This is a genomic window from Streptomyces sp. NPDC107562, assembly GCF_055657325.1.
The window spans coordinates 86,196-103,637 of record NZ_JBVKBE010000016.1; the positions used below are offsets into that span (position 1 = coordinate 86,196).

General features: G+C 70.4%; 16 protein-coding genes and 1 tRNA gene. 5 read left to right on the forward strand and 12 right to left on the reverse strand.

Annotated elements, in window-relative coordinates; translation table 11 throughout:
• Positions 1-62 precede the first annotated feature (62 nt).
• Positions 63-851, forward strand: a complete 789-nt coding sequence (locus ACZ7LV_RS32780; protein ID WP_471944760.1) for a hypothetical protein — start codon at positions 63-65, stop codon at positions 849-851.
• A gap of 60 nt (positions 852-911) precedes the next feature.
• Here the strand turns inward: ACZ7LV_RS32780 and ACZ7LV_RS32785 are convergent, their stop codons facing one another.
• The gene (locus tag ACZ7LV_RS32785; protein WP_471944762.1) at positions 912-1,223 is read right to left on the reverse strand and encodes a hypothetical protein; all 312 of its coding nucleotides are present in this window, start codon (positions 1,221-1,223) and stop codon (positions 912-914) included.
• Positions 1,224-1,317: 94 nt separating this feature from the next.
• Here ACZ7LV_RS32785 and ACZ7LV_RS32790 point away from each other — a divergent pair, with 94 nt between their 5' ends.
• Positions 1,318-1,545, forward strand: coding sequence for a DUF4287 domain-containing protein (locus tag ACZ7LV_RS32790; protein ID WP_401681447.1), 228 nt, complete (start codon positions 1,318-1,320; stop codon positions 1,543-1,545).
• Positions 1,546-1,641: 96 nt separating this feature from the next.
• Here ACZ7LV_RS32790 and ACZ7LV_RS32795 read toward each other — a convergent pair whose 3' ends face one another.
• The 4 genes from ACZ7LV_RS32795 to ACZ7LV_RS32810 all read right to left on the reverse strand — a co-directional run bounded on the left by ACZ7LV_RS32795 (position 1,642) and on the right by ACZ7LV_RS32810 (position 5,594).
• Entirely contained in the window at positions 1,642-2,526 is an 885-nt protein-coding gene (locus tag ACZ7LV_RS32795; RefSeq protein WP_471944764.1) for a Bax inhibitor-1/YccA family protein, read from the reverse strand.
• Positions 2,527-2,741: 215 nt separating this feature from the next.
• Positions 2,742-3,917 carry a 4-hydroxybenzoate 3-monooxygenase gene (locus tag ACZ7LV_RS32800; RefSeq protein WP_471944766.1) on the reverse strand — a complete coding sequence of 392 codons (1,176 nt, stop codon included), beginning with the start codon at positions 3,915-3,917 and terminating at the stop codon, positions 2,742-2,744.
• Between the two features lie 165 nt (positions 3,918-4,082).
• Positions 4,083-5,288, reverse strand: coding sequence for a hypothetical protein (locus ACZ7LV_RS32805; protein ID WP_471944768.1), 1,206 nt, complete (start codon positions 5,286-5,288; stop codon positions 4,083-4,085).
• A 220-nt stretch (positions 5,289-5,508) separates the two neighbouring features.
• Positions 5,509-5,594: transfer RNA gene (locus ACZ7LV_RS32810), tRNA-Leu, on the reverse strand.
• A gap of 406 nt (positions 5,595-6,000) precedes the next feature.
• On the opposite strand from ACZ7LV_RS32810, the gene ACZ7LV_RS32815 reads away from it, so the two are divergent.
• The gene (locus tag ACZ7LV_RS32815) at positions 6,001-6,771 is read left to right on the forward strand and encodes an ABC transporter ATP-binding protein (protein WP_471944770.1); all 771 of its coding nucleotides are present in this window, start codon (positions 6,001-6,003) and stop codon (positions 6,769-6,771) included.
• Positions 6,771-9,305 carry an ABC transporter permease gene (locus tag ACZ7LV_RS32820; RefSeq protein ID WP_471944772.1) on the forward strand — a complete coding sequence of 845 codons (2,535 nt, stop codon included), beginning with the start codon at positions 6,771-6,773 and terminating at the stop codon, positions 9,303-9,305. The genes ACZ7LV_RS32815 and ACZ7LV_RS32820 overlap by 1 nt, the downstream gene beginning before the upstream one ends.
• Before the next feature lie 69 nt (positions 9,306-9,374).
• On the opposite strand, the gene ACZ7LV_RS32825 is transcribed toward ACZ7LV_RS32820, so the two are convergent.
• Positions 9,375-10,667: a class I SAM-dependent methyltransferase gene (locus ACZ7LV_RS32825; RefSeq protein WP_471944773.1), complete on the reverse strand. Its 1,293-nt coding sequence runs from the start codon at positions 10,665-10,667 to the stop codon at positions 9,375-9,377.
• A gap of 182 nt (positions 10,668-10,849) precedes the next feature.
• Positions 10,850-12,232, reverse strand: coding sequence for an NAD(P)/FAD-dependent oxidoreductase (locus tag ACZ7LV_RS32830; RefSeq protein WP_471944775.1), 1,383 nt, complete (start codon positions 12,230-12,232; stop codon positions 10,850-10,852).
• A 524-nt stretch (positions 12,233-12,756) separates the two neighbouring features.
• Between ACZ7LV_RS32830 and ACZ7LV_RS32835 the strand changes: the two genes are divergently transcribed.
• Positions 12,757-12,987, forward strand: a complete 231-nt coding sequence (locus ACZ7LV_RS32835; RefSeq protein WP_401681469.1) for a hypothetical protein — start codon at positions 12,757-12,759, stop codon at positions 12,985-12,987.
• Positions 12,988-13,071: 84 nt separating this feature from the next.
• On the opposite strand, the gene ACZ7LV_RS32840 is transcribed toward ACZ7LV_RS32835, so the two are convergent.
• The 5 genes from ACZ7LV_RS32840 to ACZ7LV_RS32860 all read right to left on the reverse strand — a co-directional run bounded on the left by ACZ7LV_RS32840 (position 13,072) and on the right by ACZ7LV_RS32860 (position 17,440).
• Positions 13,072-14,025: a Ppx/GppA phosphatase family protein gene (locus tag ACZ7LV_RS32840; protein WP_471944777.1), complete on the reverse strand. Its 954-nt coding sequence runs from the start codon at positions 14,023-14,025 to the stop codon at positions 13,072-13,074.
• Positions 14,022-14,555, reverse strand: a complete 534-nt coding sequence (locus ACZ7LV_RS32845) for a DUF501 domain-containing protein (protein ID WP_471944779.1) — start codon at positions 14,553-14,555, stop codon at positions 14,022-14,024. The genes ACZ7LV_RS32840 and ACZ7LV_RS32845 overlap by 4 nt, the downstream gene beginning before the upstream one ends.
• A gap of 18 nt (positions 14,556-14,573) precedes the next feature.
• Positions 14,574-15,071: an FtsB family cell division protein gene (locus tag ACZ7LV_RS32850; RefSeq protein ID WP_471944780.1), complete on the reverse strand. Its 498-nt coding sequence runs from the start codon at positions 15,069-15,071 to the stop codon at positions 14,574-14,576.
• A 110-nt stretch (positions 15,072-15,181) separates the two neighbouring features.
• Positions 15,182-16,462: a phosphopyruvate hydratase gene (eno, locus tag ACZ7LV_RS32855; RefSeq protein ID WP_401681480.1), complete on the reverse strand. Its 1,281-nt coding sequence runs from the start codon at positions 16,460-16,462 to the stop codon at positions 15,182-15,184.
• Positions 16,463-16,756: 294 nt separating this feature from the next.
• Entirely contained in the window at positions 16,757-17,440 is a 684-nt protein-coding gene (locus ACZ7LV_RS32860; RefSeq protein ID WP_471944782.1) for a transglycosylase family protein, read from the reverse strand.
• Positions 17,441-17,442 lie beyond the last annotated feature (2 nt).

The following is a 17,442-nucleotide window of genomic DNA, read 5'->3' on the forward strand; positions in this document are numbered from 1 at the left end:
TTAGTTCACCCATCAAGCTGATGTAGGAAGTCGGGGGTCGACCTTGAACCGGGAGTACGTCAGTGAGCGCCATGCCGATCGCCCTGCTGGTCACCACGGCCGCCACAGGCGCCGTGGGCGTCGCCGTCCTGCGCACCCTGATGCAGTTGCGCCGCCAGGTCGCGGCCCTGCACCGCGAGCTTGCCGCAGGCCGCACCGCCGCCCCTGCCCTGGTGCCGGCGGCCCGCACCGCGGCCGACGCCGAGGAGATACGGAGCGCCGTCGCCGAGGCGCTGGCCGAGGAGCGGGAGCGGGAGCTGGCCGAGGCGCGCGCCTTCTGGGCCGCCCAGGAAGCCCGTGACGTCTCCGACGCGCCGTCGCTGCTGGGCCTGACCGAGAACGACCTGTTCCTGCCGCGGCAGGCCGATTTCGCGGGCCTGGAGCCGCTGGAACCGGTGTCCGAGCCCGGCGCGGAGCCCGAGGAGTTCGCCGGCGACTCGCCCGAACTGGCCGCCGCCCGCCGCCGTCACCCGTCCCACCCGGACTTCACCCCGAACCCGTCTCCGGTCGTCGGCGACCACGAGCGCACGGTGTCCGTGCTGGAGGAGCTGGCCGACTCCCACGTGGAGCTGACCGACGTCCGCCCCGGCCCCCTGGGCACCCTCGACGTCTACGTCTTCGCCGACGGCACCACGCTGTGCATGACCCCCGGTCACCGCGAGACGGCCGAGCGCCTCGCCGCCGCGCTGCGCTCCGGCGAGACCCCGACCCTCCTCGGCGGCTCGGGCATCTCGGGCGCCTACACGCTGACGTTCACCTGCGGCGAGGAGACGGTGTACATCCTGGCGGACCGGGTCATCGCGTCGCTCTAGACGCACGGCGACCCGGCTCCGCGGGACGGTGCCGGGTCGAGGGGTGCGCTGTCCTCCGGGTCACACCCCGGCCCGTTTCTGCGCCTCCCCCACCACCCGTACGGCCTCCTCGACCTCGGCCTCGGTCGTCAGTACGACGGCCAGATCGCGCGCCGCGACGCTGATCTGATCGGCCGCCGCGAACATCCCGGCGTCCGGCATCTCCCGAGGCTCGCTGCCCGGCTCCTCCACCGACTGCGTCCAGCGGGCCAGCTCCCTGGCCAGCGCCAACGCCTCGGCCGCGGCCCCACGCTGCAACCGGCTCTGCGGTGCCGCCCTCAATCGATCGGCAAATTGATCAACCGCACTGATCAGACACGTCGTATCCACCACGGCGGCAGGCTACCCGCACTGTTGCCAACAGACGAACGCTCAGGCACGGTGACCTGAAGGACCGGCTTACACCCGATTGCACCCGGAGGCGCCGATGTCCCAAGTCTTCTCCGAGGAGACCCATCGCAATCTGCTCGCCCGCATCCCCCATTGCACCGGTCGTGAAGTCGCCGACTGGCTGCGGACCGTCGAAGAAGGCCCTGCTCTCCGCTTCGAGGAGAAGGTCAGCTGGCTGCGTCACGAATACGACCTCGCGTACGGCCACGCCAAAGCGATCATCCATGAGTACGACCTGAGGAGGGCCGCGCGCAAACTGGTGTGAGCGCGCACGAGGACAGCGAAAGGGGCCCCGGGAGAACCCGGGGCCCCTTCATGCGTCGTCACCCGTCGGCGTCAGCCGCGCGGTGCCGCGCGGCGACTAGTCGTCGCCGCTGAAGATGGCGACCAGACGCAGCATCTCGACGTAGATCCACACCAGCGTCATGGTCAGGCCGAACGCGGCCAGCCACGACTCCTCGCGCGGCGCGCCGTAGGCGATGCCGTCCTGGATCTGCTTGAAGTCGAGGGTCAGGAAGAACGCGCCGAGCACGATCGCGAAGATGCCGACGATCGCACCGAGCGGACCCATGCTGCGCAGACCGCCGTCCTCGGCGACACCGAAGGCGACCAGCAGCAGGTTGACCGCCATGACCAGGACGAAGGCGATGGCGATCGCCATGCCGATCCGGGCGTAGCGGGCCGTGACACGGATCCAGCCGGCCTTGTAGATGAGCAGCGTCGCGCCCGCGACCGCCATCGTGCCGAGCACCGCCTGGAAGGGCGCGCCGGACCACCGGGCGTTGAACATCTCGCTGAACACGCCGAGGAAGACACCCTCGAACGCCGCGTACGAAAGGATCAGTGCGGGCGAGGCCTTGCGCTTGAACGACTGGACCATCGCCAGGACGAAGGCGATGAGCGCCGCGCCGATGGCCAGGCCGTAGCTGCTGGACGACACCGGCAGCAGCGCCCAGGCGAGGACGGCGCCGACGACGACCGTGCCGAGCGTCATCGCCGAGCGCATGACGACGTCGTCCATCGTCATCCGGCCGGTGCCGGCGGGGGCCTGCGGCGGCGCGCCGTACTGAAGGTCCTGCTGCGCGTACGGGTTCTGGGCGTACGGGTTACCGGCGCCGGGCTGGGCGTACGGGTTGCCCTGGGTGCCCACAGGTGCGCCCCCGGCCTGCGGCGCGGTGTTGAAGCCCGCGTAGCCGTTGTCGCGGCTGAACCCCCGTCGCGAGAAGACCGGGTTGCTGCTCCTCATTTCACTCCTCCATGGCCACCCTGCGCAGCCTTGGCTCAAGGGTAATAGACAGGCAAAGGAATGACCCTAGTGCTTGGGGAGGATCTTTCCCCCCACGTGCTGCGCAACACGCTATCCGGGTGCGTGATTCCCGTCCGCGCGGGGCGGTGTTCCTGACGAACTCGGTACCTCGCCGGGACCGGCCGGTGATACGCCCGGCCGGGTGGTGCGCACGGTCACGCGAAGGGGAGGCCCGTGTACGCCTCGGCGAGGTCGGTCTCCGCGGACCGCGAGGAGGCGATGCGTTCCAGCCGGGCCAGCTGGAGCCGGTCCTCGAAGGGCGTGGCGCCGGGGGCCCGGTGCAGCAGCGTCGTCATGTCGTACGAGAACCGCTCGGCCTGCCAGACGCGGCGCAGGCAGGTCTGCGAGTAGGTGTCGAGCAGGTGTGCGGAGCCCGACTCCCGCTGGTGCACCAGGGCCCGCGCGAAGGTCACGACGTCGCCGACGGCGAGGTTGAGGCCCTTGGCGCCGGTCGGCGGCACGATGTGCGCGGCGTCACCGGCCAGGAAGAGCCGCCCGTGGCGCATCGGCTCGTGCACGAAGGAACGCATCGGCGTCACCGACTTCTGGGTGACGGGCCCGCGGCGCAGCCGCCGGCCGTCGGCGGTCTCCGTGCGGCGTTCCAGCTCCGCCCAGATCTCCTCGTCGTCCCACGCGTCGGCGTCCGTGCCGTCCGGCACCTGGAGGTAGAGGCGCGAGACCGACCGCGACCGCATGGACAGCAGGGCGAAGCCGCGGTCGTGCCGGGCGTAGACCAGCTCGTCGTGCGAGGGCGGCACGTCGGCGAGGATGCCGAGCCACCCGAACGGGTACGTCCGCTCGAACGTGCGGGAGAGGGACGCCGGCACCGCCGTGCGGGCCACGCCCCAGTAGCCGTCGCAGCCGACGACGTAGTCGCACTCCAGCACGGCCTCGTCCCCCTCGTGCCGGAAGCGCACCCGGGGACGCGCGCCCGCGGGGTCCTCGACCGCGAGCGCCTCGGCCTCGAACAGCAGGGGGCCGCCGTCCTTCAACTGGAGTGCGATGAGGTCCTTGCACACCTCGGTCTGCGCGTACACCATCACGGAGCGGCCACCGGTCAGGGCGGGGAAGTCGACCCGGTGACGGCGCCGGTCGAAGCGCAGCTCGACGCCGTCGTGCCGCAGCCCCTCCCGGTCCATCCGCTCGCCGGCCCCGGCCGCGCGCAGCACGTCCACCGTCCCCTGCTCCAGGATCCCGGCCCGCTGCCGGCGTTCGACGTAGGCCCGGTCGCGGCTCTCCAGGACGACCGATTCGATGCCGGCCCGGTGCAGCAGTCGCGCGAGGAGCAGGCCGGCAGGGCCGGCTCCGATGATGCCGACGGTGGTACGCATCGGGCGGTCCCTTCGGGTGGGCGGCACGAGGTCGTTCGCCAGGTGAAGATTCTTTCACATATCGACCGACCGTCAGTCTGCTTCCGCGGAGTCGGCGGTGTCAACGGCCGTGCACGCCCGGCACGAGGCCCCGCCACCTCTCGGTGGCGGGGCCTCGCAGGTCCCTCATTCGACCATGGCCTCGTCCGACGCCGCCTCGTCGGCGGGGGCCTCCTGCGGCTGGACCTCCTCGGGCTGGACCTCTTCAGGCTGGGCCTCCTCAGCGGGAGCCTCCTCCGGCTGCGCCTCTTCGGCCGGGGCTTCCTCAGGCTGGGTCTCCTCGGCGGGGGCTTCCTCGGCGGGAGCCTCCTGCGCCGGGCCCTCCTCAGGCTGGACACCTTGCGGCTCGGTCTCCTCGGCCGGAGCCTCTTCGGCGGGGGCCTCCTCGGCCGGCGCCTCCTGCGCGGGCTCCTCCTGCGGCCGGGCCTCCTTGTCCGGGGCCTCGTCAGCGGGCTCCTCCTCAGCGAGCTTGCCTCCGCCCGCCGGCTCATCCTCGGCCTTGCCTTCCTCCTGCTTGCCCTCCTCAGCCTTGCCTTCCTCCTGCTGGCCTTCCTCCTGCTTGCCTTCCTCCTGCTTGCCTTCCTCAGCCTTGCCTTCCTCCTGCTTGCCCTCCTCGGCCTTGCCTTCCTCCTGCTTGCCTTCCTCAGCCTTGCCTTCCTCCTGCTTGCCCTCCTCGGCCTTGCCTTCCTCCTGCTTGCCCTCCTCGGCCTTGCCTTCCTCCTGCTTGCCCTCCTCGGTCTTGCCCTCCTCGGTCTTGCCCTCCTCGGTCTTGCCCTCCTCGGGCTTGCCCTCCTCCGGGTGCTTGCCCTCGTGCTTGTCCTCGTCCGGGTGCTTCGGGTCGTCCGGGTGCTCCGGCCACTCGTGCTTGCCCGGCTTCCAGTGGTCGTGGTTGTCGGGGTGCCAGACCTTGTCCGACACGCGGTGGCGCTCCCAGAAGTAGTAGTCGTTACGCGTCTCCCAGCAGAAGTACCGCTTGTGCTCCTTCCAGACGTAATAGACCTCGAAACGCTCGTCCCAATAGAACTTGACCTTGTACTTGCCCCAGCAGTACCACTGCTTGTGCTTCTTGTCCCAGGCGCGCTTGCTCTTCTTCTTCCAGCAGTACACCTTGACCTTGTTCTTGCCCTTCTTCTTGTGCTTGCCCTTGTGCTTGTCCCTGTGGTCGCCGTCCACCAGGGACACCGCCGCGGTCTCGTGCAGGGGCGCGGCCGACGCCGCCGCGGCGGGCAGGAAGACGCCCCCGGCGACCGCCGCGGCCGACACGACCGTCGTGCCGATGATCATCCGGCGCTTGCGGGTCGCCTTCTCGTGGCTGCTGGTGTTCCGAGTCATTTCTCTGCTCCTGCGCGATCGGGATATCGGTGGGAGATATCGGTGGGGAATGTCGGCCGTAATTCCGGGTGGTCCCGGTGAGGCCCGCACTTCAAGTACGCCGGAATCGCCCCGTGGGGTCACGTTCCGGGAATTCGGGGCTTGACAGCGCCGCGCAGCAGAGGTAAATGAACGGACCCCCGGCTCCCCAGCGGAGGGGACGGGGGTCGGGCGGGCGGGGTGGTGCCCGGAACCGGACTTGAACCGGTACGCCCGCGAGGGGCAGCGAGGTTTAAGCTCGCCGTGTCTGCATTCCACCATCCGGGCAGGCCGTGGGCTCCGCGTCGAGGCCCGAGCCTATCGGGACGCGTCCCCCGGACAGCGGCAGGTCGGCCCCATGTTGTCTTATTTTATTGATGTCTGAGGGTGCATCAGCACTCGGAACAGGCCGTCCGCACTTGCCAACAGCCTTGCGTGCGAGTCTCGGCCGCGTATGCGGAATGACGGAATTTCACCGCCCGGACGAGGGCGCCCCACCTGTTCCTGACAGATGGTCCCCCCGACGGATCCCGTAGGGCCCGGCCGTCATCCCCAGGTATGAGACGGGCACCCGTAGTGCGACTGGAGACTGCCCCAGGAACCGGAACAGCGGCTGACTACACGGCGCCGTTCGGCCGGGACGATGGAGCACGTCCCGAGAACCACCCCCGTCGTCCCACAGGAGCGCCACCCCGTGACCACCACACCCGTCGCCGGCCGGACCACCGCCGTGGCCGCGCGCGCCACGGATCTGTCGAAGATCTACGGACAGGGCGAGACCCAGGTGGTCGCCCTGGACCGGGTCTCCGTCGAGTTCCGGCAGGCCGAGTTCACCGCGATCATGGGTCCCTCCGGCTCCGGCAAGTCCACACTGATGCACTGCGTCGCCGGCCTGGACACCTTCTCCTCCGGCTCGGTGCGCATCGGCGAGACCGAGCTGGGCTCCCTGAAGGACAAGCAGCTCACCAAGTTGCGCCGCGACAAGATCGGCTTCATCTTCCAGGCGTTCAACCTGCTGCCGACCCTGACCGCCCTGGAGAACATCACGCTCCCGATGGACATCGCGGGCCGCAAGGCCGACAAGCAGTGGGTGGATTCGGTCATTGGGATGGTCGGCCTCGCCGACCGGCTCGGCCACCGCCCCGCCCAGCTCTCCGGCGGCCAGCAGCAGCGCGTCGCCGTGGCCCGCGCGCTGGCCTCCAAGCCCGAGATCATCTTCGGCGACGAGCCGACCGGAAACCTCGACTCGCGCTCCGGCGCCGAGGTGCTGGGCTTCCTGCGCAACTCCGTACGGGAGTTGGGGCAGACCGTGGTGATGGTGACCCACGACCCGGTGGCCGCGGCCTACGCGGACCGCGTGGTGTTCCTGGCGGACGGCCGGATCGTCGACGAGATGTACGGCCCGACCGCGGACAACGTGCTCGACTTCATGAAGCAGTTCGACGCGAAGGGCCGCACCAGCTGATGTTCCGCACCGCCCTGCGCAACGTACTCGCGCACAAGGCCCGGCTGCTGATGACCGTGCTCGCCGTGATGCTCGGCGTCGCGTTCGTCTCCGGCACCCTGGTCTTCGCCGACACCCTCTCCAACGCCTTCCGCAACCAGTCGGCGAAGAGCTACGACGACGTCGCCGTCTCGGTCACCTCCTACGCCGACCCGGACGACCCGAAGGAGGAGCCCGGTCTCACCGGGAAGACCCTCGACAAGATCTCCGCGGTGGACGGCGTCGCCGCCGTCCACGGCCGCGTCAACGGCTTCGCCGGGGTCGCCGACCCCGACGGGAAGCTGATCGGCGTCGGCTGGTCCAACAAGGGCTCCAACTTCGCCCCCGGCGAGGACGGCAAGGACCCCGCCTACACGTTCACCGACGGCGCCGGCCCGCTGAAGGGCGATCAGATCGCCCTGGACGAGGAGTCCGCGGCCAAGGGCGAGTACCGGGTCGGCGACCGGGTCCGGGTCGCGACGAACGGACCGGTGAAGGAGTTCACCCTCAGCGGCGTCTTCACCACCGAGGACGGCGCCGTCAACGCCGGCGGCAGCCTCGTCCTCTTCGACACCGCGGTCGCCCAGAAGCAGTACCTCAAGCCGGGCTACTTCGAAAGCGCCACCGTCACCGCCGCCTCCGGCGCGGACGACGCGAAGATCCTGGACGCGGTCAAGCCGCTGCTGCCGAAGTCCGCGGAGGCCCAGACGGGCAAGGCGCTCGCGGACGAGCAGGCCAAGCAGATCGAGCAGGGCATGGGCAACCTCAAGCAGGTCCTGCTCGGCTTCGCGGGCATCGCGCTGTTCGTCGGCATCTTCCTGATCTCCAACACCTTCACCATGCTGGTCGCCCAGCGCACCAAGGAGATCGCCCTGATGCGGGCCGTCGGTGCGTCGCGCAAGCAGATCACCCGCTCGGTGCTCGCCGAAGCCGCGGTGGTGGGCCTGGTCGCCTCGGTGATCGGCTTCGTCCTCGGCATCGGTCTCGCGGTCGGACTGCGCTCCGGCATGGCCGCGTTCGAGATGAAGATCCCGGACGGCCCGCTGGTGCTGTCCGCCACCCCGGTACTCGCCGCGGTCGGCGTCGGTGTGCTGATCACGATGTTCGCCGCCTGGCTGCCCGGCCGCCGGGCCGCGAAGATCCCGCCGGTGGCCGCCATGAACAGCGTCCACGCGGCGGCGACCACCAAGTCGCTGGTGGTACGCAACTCCATCGGCGCGGCCATCACCGCCATCGGCGCGGCCGGCATCGTCGCCGGCGCCTCGACCGGCGGCGACGACGGCCGGATGTACATCGGGGCGGGCGCGTTCTTCGCGCTGATCGGCGTGATCATCCTGATCCCGCTGCTGTCCCGGCCGGTGATCGCGCTCGTCCGTCCGCTGCTCGTCGGCCCGTTCGGGGTGGCCGGCAAGCTGGCCGGCCAGAACGCGGTCCGCAACCCGCGCCGTACCGGAGCCACCGCCTCGGCACTGGCCATCGGACTGACGCTGGTGACCGGCCTGTCGGTGCTCGGCATCACGGTCGGCACGGCGATCGACAAGATGACCACGGACAACATCAAGGCCGACTACATGGTCTCGATGGCGAACGGCGGGGATCTCGACCAGTCGGCGCTCACCGCGCTGGAGAAGGCCAAGGGTGTGTCGGCCGTCTCCCCGCAGCAGGACGCCTACTTCATGACCGGCAAGGACGACTACGTGTCGGCCTCGGCGGTCACCCCGGGCGCCATCGAGAAGGTCCTCGACGTCGACGTCGTCAGCGGCGACATCGGCTCGCTCGCCCAGGGCCGGATCGCGGTCGCCGACAAGACGGCCAGGAGCAAGGGCTGGAAGCCCGGCGACACCGTCCCGGTCACCTTCGCCGACGAGAAGAAGGCCACGCTGACGGTCGGCGCGGTCTACAAGGACAGCGAGTTCCTCTCGCCCGTCCTCGTCGACAAGAAGATCGTGGACGCGCACGAGGTGAATCCGTCCATCCGGCAGATCTTCGTGAAGGTGGACGGCGGCCAGTCCGCGGCGAACGAGAAGGTCCTCATCGACGCGCTGGGCGACAACCCCGCCATCACCGTCATGGACCGGCAGGACATCCGCGACGAGTTCGGCGGCGCCATCAACACCCTGCTGAACATCATGTACGGCCTGCTGGCGATGGCCCTGATCATCGCGGTGCTGGGCGTCGTCAACACCCTCGCGATGTCGGTCTTCGAGCGGCAGCAGGAGATCGGCATGCTGCGGGCGATCGGTCTCGACCGGCGCCGGGTGAAGCGGATGGTCCGGCTGGAGGCCGTGGTCATCTCGGTGTTCGGCGCGGTGGTCGGCATCGGCCTCGGCTCGTTCCTCGGCTGGGCGATCGGCGAGACCGTCGCGGAGCAGATCCCGGGCTACGTGCTGGTCATCCCCTGGGACCGGATCGGCATCTTCCTGGTCCTGGCCGGACTGGTGGGCGTGCTGGCCGCGCTGTGGCCGGCCCGCAACGCCGCGAGGCTGAACATGCTGAACGCGATCAAGGCGGAGTAGCCGTAACGAGCAGGCGGGCCCCGTTCCCGGGAGGGAGCGGGGCCCGTCGTGCTGCGGCGGCTCGGCCTCTCAGCCCCAGGTACGGGCGCGCAGCGGCACACCGGAGGCGCCGGAGTCGGGGGTCCGCACCGCCAGTACCTGGTTGACGCCGATGCGGTTGCGCTCGAAGGCCAGCGCCGAGGCGGCCATGTACAGCCGCCAGACACGGGCCCTGCCGGGACCGGTCAGCTTGACCGCCTCGGTCCAGTCGGCCTCCAGGTTGGCGACCCAGCGGCGCAGGGTGAGGGCGTAGTGCTCACGGATCGACTCCACGTCCCGCACCTCGAAGCCGGCCCGCTCCAGCTGGGTGACGGTGGTGCCGAGGGGGGCGAGCTCGCCGTCGGGGAAGACGTAGGCGTCGATGAAGCCGTCCACCTGGTAGGCGGACTCGTCCCGCTGCGGTCGCCGGGCGATCTGGTGGTTGAGCAGCCGCCCGCCCGGTCGCAGCAGGGCGTGCAGGTCCTCGGCGTACTCGCGGTAGCGCTCGGCGCCCACGTGCTCGGCCATCCCGATCGACGAGATCGCGTCGTACGGCCCGTCGGTGACGTCGCGGTAGTCCTGCACCCTGATCTCGACCCGGTCGGTCAGACCCTCGTCCGCGACGCGCTTACGGGCATGGGCGGCCTGTTCCTGGGAGAGCGTGATCCCCACGACGCTCACGCCGTGCTCCCGGGCGGCGTGGATCGCCATGGACCCCCAGCCGCAGCCCACGTCCAGGAGCCGCTGACCGGGAGTCAGGGCGAGCTTGCGGCAGATGAGTTCGAGCTTGTCGTGCTGGGCGGTCTCCAGGGTGCTGTCCGGGCTGGGCCAGTAGGCGCAGGAGTACACCATGGACGGCCCGAGGACGAGCGCGTAGAAGTCGTTGCCGACGTCGTAGTGGTGGCTGATGGCGCGCTTGTCGCTGCGCCTGGTGTGCAGGTTCCGGCGGGGCCTGCGCACCTCCTCGCGGGGCGGGGCGGGCGGCGGCGCGAGACCGGCGAGCCTCACCAGACCGCGGACGCCGGCGCGTACCTCGGGGTCGCGCAGTGCCTCGGTGAGGCCGCGGGCGTCCTCGCCGCGCTCCCAGATCAGGCCGGCGAGCAGACCGAGGACCGCGTACAGATCGCCCTCGATCTCCAGGTCCCCGGCCACCCAGGCGCGGGCGAGGCCCAGTTCGCCGGGCTTCCACAGCAGCCGGCGCAGGGCACGCCGATTGCGTACGACGACGATCGGCGTGTCCGGCGGACCCGCCTGCGAACCGTCCCAGGCGCGAATTCGCACCGGGAGCGGACTCCCCACCACCTGCTCGAGCAGCCCCTTCAGCCGCGACGCGGCGTCAGCCATGGCGCACACCTCCGTGACGGTGATCCAACACCACGTAAACACCTGAGGGCCTGGAACGCAGTCCCCTGTTCGCGTTATGTCTGGGCAAAACCCTCGCCCGGTCCCGTCGTGCGGGAACGGCGAAGGACCCCCTGCACCACGGATGGCAGGGGGTCCTCAGCGGATTCGGCCGGGCTCAGGCGTCAGGAAGCCTTGGCCTTTTCCTCGGTCTTGGGGGCCGCGGCGACCGGCGCGGGCTTCGCGGCCTCGTAGAACTCCTCGCGCGGGGACTCCAGCGCGCCGAGGGCGACGACCTCACGCTTGAGGAACATGCCGAGCGTCCAGTCGGCGAAGACGCGGATCTTGCGGTTCCAGGTCGGCATCGCCATGCCGTGGTAGCCACGGTGCATGTACCAGGCGAGGCGGCCCTTGACCTTGATCTTCATCTTGCCCATGACGATCATGGCCACGCCCTTGTGCAGGCCGAGACCCGCCACCGCGCCCTTGTTGGCGTGGCTGTAGTCCTGCTGCGGGAAGCCCCGCATGCCGGAGACCACGTTGTCGCCGAGGACCTTGGCCTGGCGCAGCGCGTGCTGGGCGTTCGGCGGGCACCAGGCGTTCTCCACGCCGGCCTTGCGGGCGGCGAGGTCGGGCACCTGGGCGTTGTCGCCCGCGGCCCAGATGTAGTCGGTGCCCTTGACCTGGAGGGAGGGCTCGCAGTCGATGTGACCGCGCGGGCCGAGCGGGAGGCCGTAGCGGGCCAGGGCCGGGTTGGGCTTGACGCCGGCCGTCCAGACGATGGTGTTGGCGTCGACCTCGAGGCCGTTCTTCAGCACCACGTGACCGTCGACGCAGGAGTCCATGGACGTCGAGAGGTAGACCTCCACGCCACGGCTCTCCAGGTGCTCCTTGCCGTACGTGCCGAGCTTCGGCCCGACCTCGGGAAGGATCTTGTCGGCGGCGTCGACGAGGATGAAGCGCATGTCCTCACGGGACACGTTGTTGTAGTACTTGGCCGCGTCCCGGGCCATGTCCTCGACCTCACCGATGGTCTCGGCGCCGGCGAAGCCGCCGCCGACGAAGACGAAGGTGAGCGCCTTGCGGCGGATCTCCTCGTCGGTGGTGGAGTCGGCCTTGTCGAGCTGCTCCAGGACGTGGTTGCGCAGGCCGATGGCCTCCTCGACGCCCTTCATGCCGATGCCCTGCTCGGCGAGGCCGGGGATCGGGAAGGTGCGGGAGACCGCGCCGAGCGCGACGACCAGGTAGTCGAACGGCAGCTCGTACGCCTCGCCGACCAGCGGCGCGATCGTGGCGACCTTGCGGTCCTGGTCGATGGTGGTGACCCGGCCGGTGAGGACCTCCGCCTTGGGCAGCACGCGTCGCAGCGGGACGACGACATGGCGCGGGGAGATGTTGCCGGCGGCGGTTTCGGGGAGGAAGGGCTGGTAGGTCATGTACGACCGGGGGTCGACGACCGTGACGGTCGCCTCGCCGTAGCGCATCTTCTTGAGGATGCGCCGAGCCGCGTACAGGCCTACGTACCCACCGCCTACTACGAGGATCCTGGGACGCTCCGTGGTGCTCATGCCATCGAGTATCCACCCAGTCCGGAGGGGGAGCTCGTGCGCCCCTTCACAAGCACTAACAGGGCCCGTGCTACACTCCCCGGCCCACGTGAGCCAGATCATGGTCACGATCGGGAACCGGTCGGCCTTACCTCCCGTTGTCAATGCCGCGTGAGCTGCCTCTCTTCCCGCTGGAGCCCTTCACGAGGCGACCCGGAACCCCTGTGCGGAGAGCCTTCACGCCCCTCCTTACACGGCCCGTCTGAACGTGTTCAAGACCCTGTCCACCCCTCGGAAGGCTCAGTCGGCCCCCGTCCGCACCCCCACCGGGCCGAATTCCTTGTGAAGAACTTCACGAACTTTCCCGGGCGGGTGCCCCGCAGGCGTCGGCACGGGGGCGAGGGACCCCTCACACCCCGCTCAAACGCCGGTCGACCTGCTCAAGCGGCGACTACCGGACGGTAGTGCGCGGGTGCCCGGAAGCCCGTCACCCGGTCGGCCACACTCCAAGAGAAATCGCCTGGAACTGCACATAGCGTGCAAGCATGATCACTTCACAGAGGGCCCTCATGCGGGCCGCCTCGCGCATAATCCCGGTCGGCGCTGCCCTGGGTATCGCCCTGGGGGCGGTGACGGCCGGCTCCGCCGCGGCCGCCACGCCCGCCCACCACGTCGCCACCGAGGCCTCGGCCGTCCAGCCGGCCTCGGCCCACCACCGCTACGGCGGGGGCGGCGACGAGGAGTGCAGCGGAGTCATCGTCCTGCTCTGCAACTGAACACCCGGCCCCCGCGGGCCGCACACGAACGGCCCCGGTTCCTGGCCAAGAGGAACCGGGGCCGTTCCACGTCGCTGCCGCCGCCTAGAACTTCTCGCCCGCCGTGTGGAAGGCGATGCCGTCGAGGATGTCGTGCTCGCTGACCACGACCTCCTCGGCGCCGGACCGCTCCATGATCGACAACAGTACGAGGGCGCCCGCGGCGATCACGTCGACACGCCCGGGGTGCATGGACGCGACGGCCGCGCGCTCGGCGTGGGTGGAGCGCAGCAGCCACGCGGTGATCTCGCGGACCCGGTCCCGGGCGATCCTGGCGTGGTGGATGCGCGCCGAGTCGTACTCGGGCAGGTCGAGGGCGATCGCCGCCACCGTGGTGACCGACCCCGCCAGCCCCACCAGCGTCCTGGCCTCGCGCAGCGGCACCGTCTCCTCGGCCAGGTCGAGGGCGGCCTCGATGTCCGCCCGCATCGCCGCGATCTGCTCCTCGGCCGGCGGGTCGGAGACGACCCCGTCGACGACCAGGTGCCGCTCCGTCATCCGGACGCAGCCGACGTCGACCGAGCGGGCCGCGCGGACGTGGTCCTCGCCGACCACGAACTCGGTCGAGCCGCCGCCGATGTCCACCACGAGGTAGGGCCGGCGCACATCCGTGCGCCCCGCCAGTTCCCTCGTCGCCCCGACGAAGGAGAACTCGGCCTCCTCGTCGCCGGTGACGACCTCGGGCTCGACGCCGAGGATGTCCACCACCCCGCGCACGAAGTCGTCCCGGTTCTCGGCGTCCCGGGTGGCGGAGGTGGCGACGAAACGGACCCGCTCGGCGCCGTGCTCCTTGATGATCCGGGCGTAGTCACGGCAGGCCGCGAAGGTGCGCTCCAGCGCCTCGGGGGCCAGCCGTCCGGTGCGGTCGACGCCCTGGCCGAGCCGCACGATGGTCATCCGCCGGTCCAGCTCGGCCAGTTCACCGCTCGCCGCGTCCACGTCGGCCACGAGGAGCCGGATCGAGTTCGTACCGCAGTCCACGGCGGCCACGCGCGTCACTTGACGTCCTCCTCGTGCGCCGGGGTCACGCACGCGCCCTTGCGCCACCACTGCGGCAGCAGCGCCAGGGCCTCGTCACCGAGCGGGTTGACGCCCGGCCCGGCGGCCAGGCTGTGCGCGACGAGCACGTGCAGGCACTTCACCCGGTCAGGCATGCCGCCCGCGCTCGGGAAGTTCCTCAGCTCCTCGATCTCGTCCCGGCGCCGGACGTAGTCCTCGTGCGCGGCACGGTACGCGGCGGCCAGCTCCGGGTCGGTCTCCAGCCGGGCCGTCATCTTCTTCATCACGCCCTCGGCCTCCAGCGTGCCGATGGCCGACGAGGCCCGCGGGCACGTCAGGTAGTACAGCGTCGGGAAGGGCGTGCCGTCGGGCAGCCGGGGGGCCGTCTCCACGACGTCCGGCTGCCCGCACGGGCACCGGTGCGCGATCGCGCGCAGTCCGCGCGGCGGCCGCCCGAGCTGCTGCTTGAAGGCCTCGACGTCGGCGTCGGTGGGCTCGGTGCGCGGGGTGGGCGGCGGGGGCGTTTCCATACCTGTCTCTCTGTGCGTTCACCGGCCGGAGGCGTCCGGCCGGTGGTGGGCGGCGTCGGCCTTGTCGACCCCGTCCCAGACGTTCGCGTACCAGGGGCGGTCGGTCGTGCCCTGGTCGGTGCGCGACTGCCGGGCGGCGTCCGGGTCGATCACGACGTAGCCGGTCTCGCCCGGCATCACGTAGTGCAGCCGCTGCCGGATCTGCTGCTCCGCGTACGCGTCGTCCTGCCAGCGTGCCTTGAGGTCGCGCAGTTCCTCGACCCGCGCCTCGGCCTGCTGCCGCTGCTCCCGCAGGTCGGCGATCTCGGCCCGCTGGGCGACGTACTGCCTTATCGGGTAGGCGAGCGCGACGACGAGGGAGCAGACGACGAGGGCGAGCAGGGCGGCGCGGCCGGTGAGCCGGGAGCGGCGGGCCTGGCGGCGGGTCTGCGACCGGTAGACACGGGCCGCGGTCTGCTCGCCCAGCAACCTGAGCCTGGTCGCGGTGGAGAAACGGTCCCGTTCCTTCACGGCCATCTGGCTCTCGCCTCCCCATGCCTGCGTGGTGCACACGCGCGTACGTCCCCGCACACGGTACGGGACCGGGTGCGGGGACGTACGGACGACGCTTCCTACGAGGGCGTCGCTCAGCCCTTGAAGCGGGGGAAGGCGCTGCGGCCGGCGTACACCGCGGCGTCGTCGAGGATCTCCTCGATGCGCAGCAGCTGGTTGTACTTGGCCACGCGCTCGGAGCGGGCCGGGGCGCCGGTCTTGATCTGGCCGCAGTTGGTGGCGACGGCGAGGTCGGCGATGGTGACGTCCTCGGTCTCGCCGGAGCGGTGGGACATCATGCACTTGAAGCCGCTGCGCTGGGCCAGCTCGACGGCGTCCAGGGTCTCGGTCAGGGAGCCGATCTGGTTGACCTTGACGAGCAGGGCGTTGGCGGCCCCGTCCTCGATGCCGCGGGCCAGGCGCTCCGGGTTGGTGACGAACAGGTCGTCGCCGACGAGCTGGACCTTGTCACCGAGCTTCTCGGTGATGGTCTTCCAGCCCTCCCAGTCGTCCTCGAACAGCGGGTCCTCGATGGAGACCAGCGGGTACGCGTCGACGAGCTCCGCGTAGTACTCGGTCATCTCGGCGGCCGAGCGGTCCTTGCCCTCGAAGGTGTAGACGCCGTCCTTGTAGAACTCGGAGGCGGCGACGTCGAGGGCGAGGGCGATCTGCTCGCCGGGGGTGTAGCCGGCCTCCTTGATGGCCTCGAGGATGAGGTCGAGGGCCTCACGGTTGGAGCCGAGGTTCGGGGCGAAGCCGCCCTCGTCGCCGAGGCCGGTGGCCAGGCCCTTGCCCTTCAGCACCTTCTTGAGGGTGTGGTAGACCTCGGTGCCCCAGCGCAGGGCCTCGGAGAAGGACTCCGCGCCGATCGGGGCGATCATGAACTCCTGGATGTCCACGTTGGAGTCGGCGTGCGAGCCGCCGTTCAGGATGTTCATCATCGGCACCGGCAGCAGGTGCGCGTTGGGGCCGCCCAGGTAGCGGAAGAGCGGCAGGTCGCTGGCCTCGGAGGCGGCGTGCGCGACGGCGAGCGAGACGCCGAGGATGGCGTTGGCGCCGAGGGAGCCCTTGTTGTCGGTGGCGTCCAGGTCGAACATCGCCTGGTCGATCAGGCGCTGCTCGGTGGCGTCGTAGCCGACGAGCTCCGGGCCGATCTGCTCGATGACGGCCAGGACGGCCTTCTCGACGCCCTTGCCGAGGTAGCGGTTGGGGTCGCCGTCGCGGAGTTCGATGGCCTCGAAGGCGCCGGTGGAAGCGCCGGACGGAACGGCGGCACGACCCGTGCTGCCGTCGTCGAGGCCGACCTCGACCTCGACCGTGGGGTTGCCTCGGGAGTCCAGGATTTCCCGGGCTACGACGACGTCGATGGACGGCACGAGCATCTCCTTCGTGGATGTGACGCGATGGGCAGGACCGCGGCGGCTCTGCGAGACGAGCCTAACCGGCTCCGTGCGATCGGCCAGCCGGTCGCCCCTCTAGAGGACCGAACCGAGAGTAAATTGTTTCCGAACGAAACAAAGACGGGGGTGCACCGCACGGCGAGCGGCGCACGAAAAAGCCCCGCCCCGGTGCGTACGGGGGAAGACGCACCGGGGCGGGGAGCCCGTGGGGACGGGGGGTGACCCTCACGGGAGCCCGGGGGGCCTCCGGCGGGTCGGCGGCGGACCGTTCTACTTCAGGTGCAGCTGCTGACCCGGGAAGATGAGGTCGGCGTCCTCGACGATGTCCTTGTTCAGCTGGAACAGCTTCTCCCAGCCACCCTTGACGTCGTGGTCGGCGGCGATGGTGCTGAGGGTGTCACCCTCGACGACCTTGTACTCGCCGTCGCCCTTCTTCACCTTGTCGCCGGTCGGCGTGGTGACGGTCTCCTTCGCGGCCGGACGCTCCGCGGAACGCGAAGCCGGCTGCTCCTCGGTCGCGCGCGTCTCGGTGCCGGTGCTCTGCGACTCGTCGGCGGCGGCTCCGCCGCCGGTGTAGGTGGCGTTCGACAGGCCGGTGCCGCAGACCGGCCAGGCGCCCTTGCCCTGACCCGCGAGCACCTTCTCGGCGATCTGGATCTGCTGCTCCTTGGAGGCCTGGTCGGCCGTGCCGGCGAACTGCGTGCCGCCGTACGCGGCCCAGGTGGAGGCGGAGAACTGCAGACCGCCGTAGTAACCGTTGCCGGTGTTGATGGACCAGTTGCCACCGGACTCGCACTGGGCGACGGCGTCCCACTCGGAGGCCGTGGCGGCGGAGGCGCTGCCGGCCGCCATCAGCGGGGCGGCGACGGCGGCGGCGCCGGTGACGCCGACGGCGGCGATGGCGCGAACGGTCTTGGACGCACGACGGTGCTTGCCCTTGCTGGAAAACAGCATGG

Excerpts from the sequence above, each read along its gene's own strand:
- ACZ7LV_RS32830 (WP_471944775.1), bottom strand. The coding sequence starts at position 12,232 with ATGAGCACCACGGAGCGTCCCAGGATCCTCGTAGTAGGCGGTGGGTAC.
- ACZ7LV_RS32835 (WP_401681469.1), top strand. The coding sequence starts at position 12,757 with ATGATCACTTCACAGAGGGCCCTCATGCGGGCCGCCTCGCGCATAATC.
- ACZ7LV_RS32845 (WP_471944779.1), bottom strand. The coding sequence starts at position 14,555 with ATGGAAACGCCCCCGCCGCCCACCCCGCGCACCGAGCCCACCGACGCC.
- ACZ7LV_RS32820 (WP_471944772.1), top strand. The coding sequence starts at position 6,771 with ATGTTCCGCACCGCCCTGCGCAACGTACTCGCGCACAAGGCCCGGCTG.
- ACZ7LV_RS32805 (WP_471944768.1), bottom strand. The coding sequence starts at position 5,288 with ATGACTCGGAACACCAGCAGCCACGAGAAGGCGACCCGCAAGCGCCGG.
- ACZ7LV_RS32860 (WP_471944782.1), bottom strand. The coding sequence starts at position 17,440 with ATGCTGTTTTCCAGCAAGGGCAAGCACCGTCGTGCGTCCAAGACCGTT.
- ACZ7LV_RS32790 (WP_401681447.1), top strand. The coding sequence starts at position 1,318 with ATGTCCCAAGTCTTCTCCGAGGAGACCCATCGCAATCTGCTCGCCCGC.
- ACZ7LV_RS32850 (WP_471944780.1), bottom strand. The coding sequence starts at position 15,071 with ATGGCCGTGAAGGAACGGGACCGTTTCTCCACCGCGACCAGGCTCAGG.
- ACZ7LV_RS32795 (WP_471944764.1), bottom strand. The coding sequence starts at position 2,526 with ATGAGGAGCAGCAACCCGGTCTTCTCGCGACGGGGGTTCAGCCGCGAC.
- ACZ7LV_RS32800 (WP_471944766.1), bottom strand. The coding sequence starts at position 3,917 with ATGCGTACCACCGTCGGCATCATCGGAGCCGGCCCTGCCGGCCTGCTC.
- ACZ7LV_RS32825 (WP_471944773.1), bottom strand. The coding sequence starts at position 10,667 with ATGGCTGACGCCGCGTCGCGGCTGAAGGGGCTGCTCGAGCAGGTGGTG.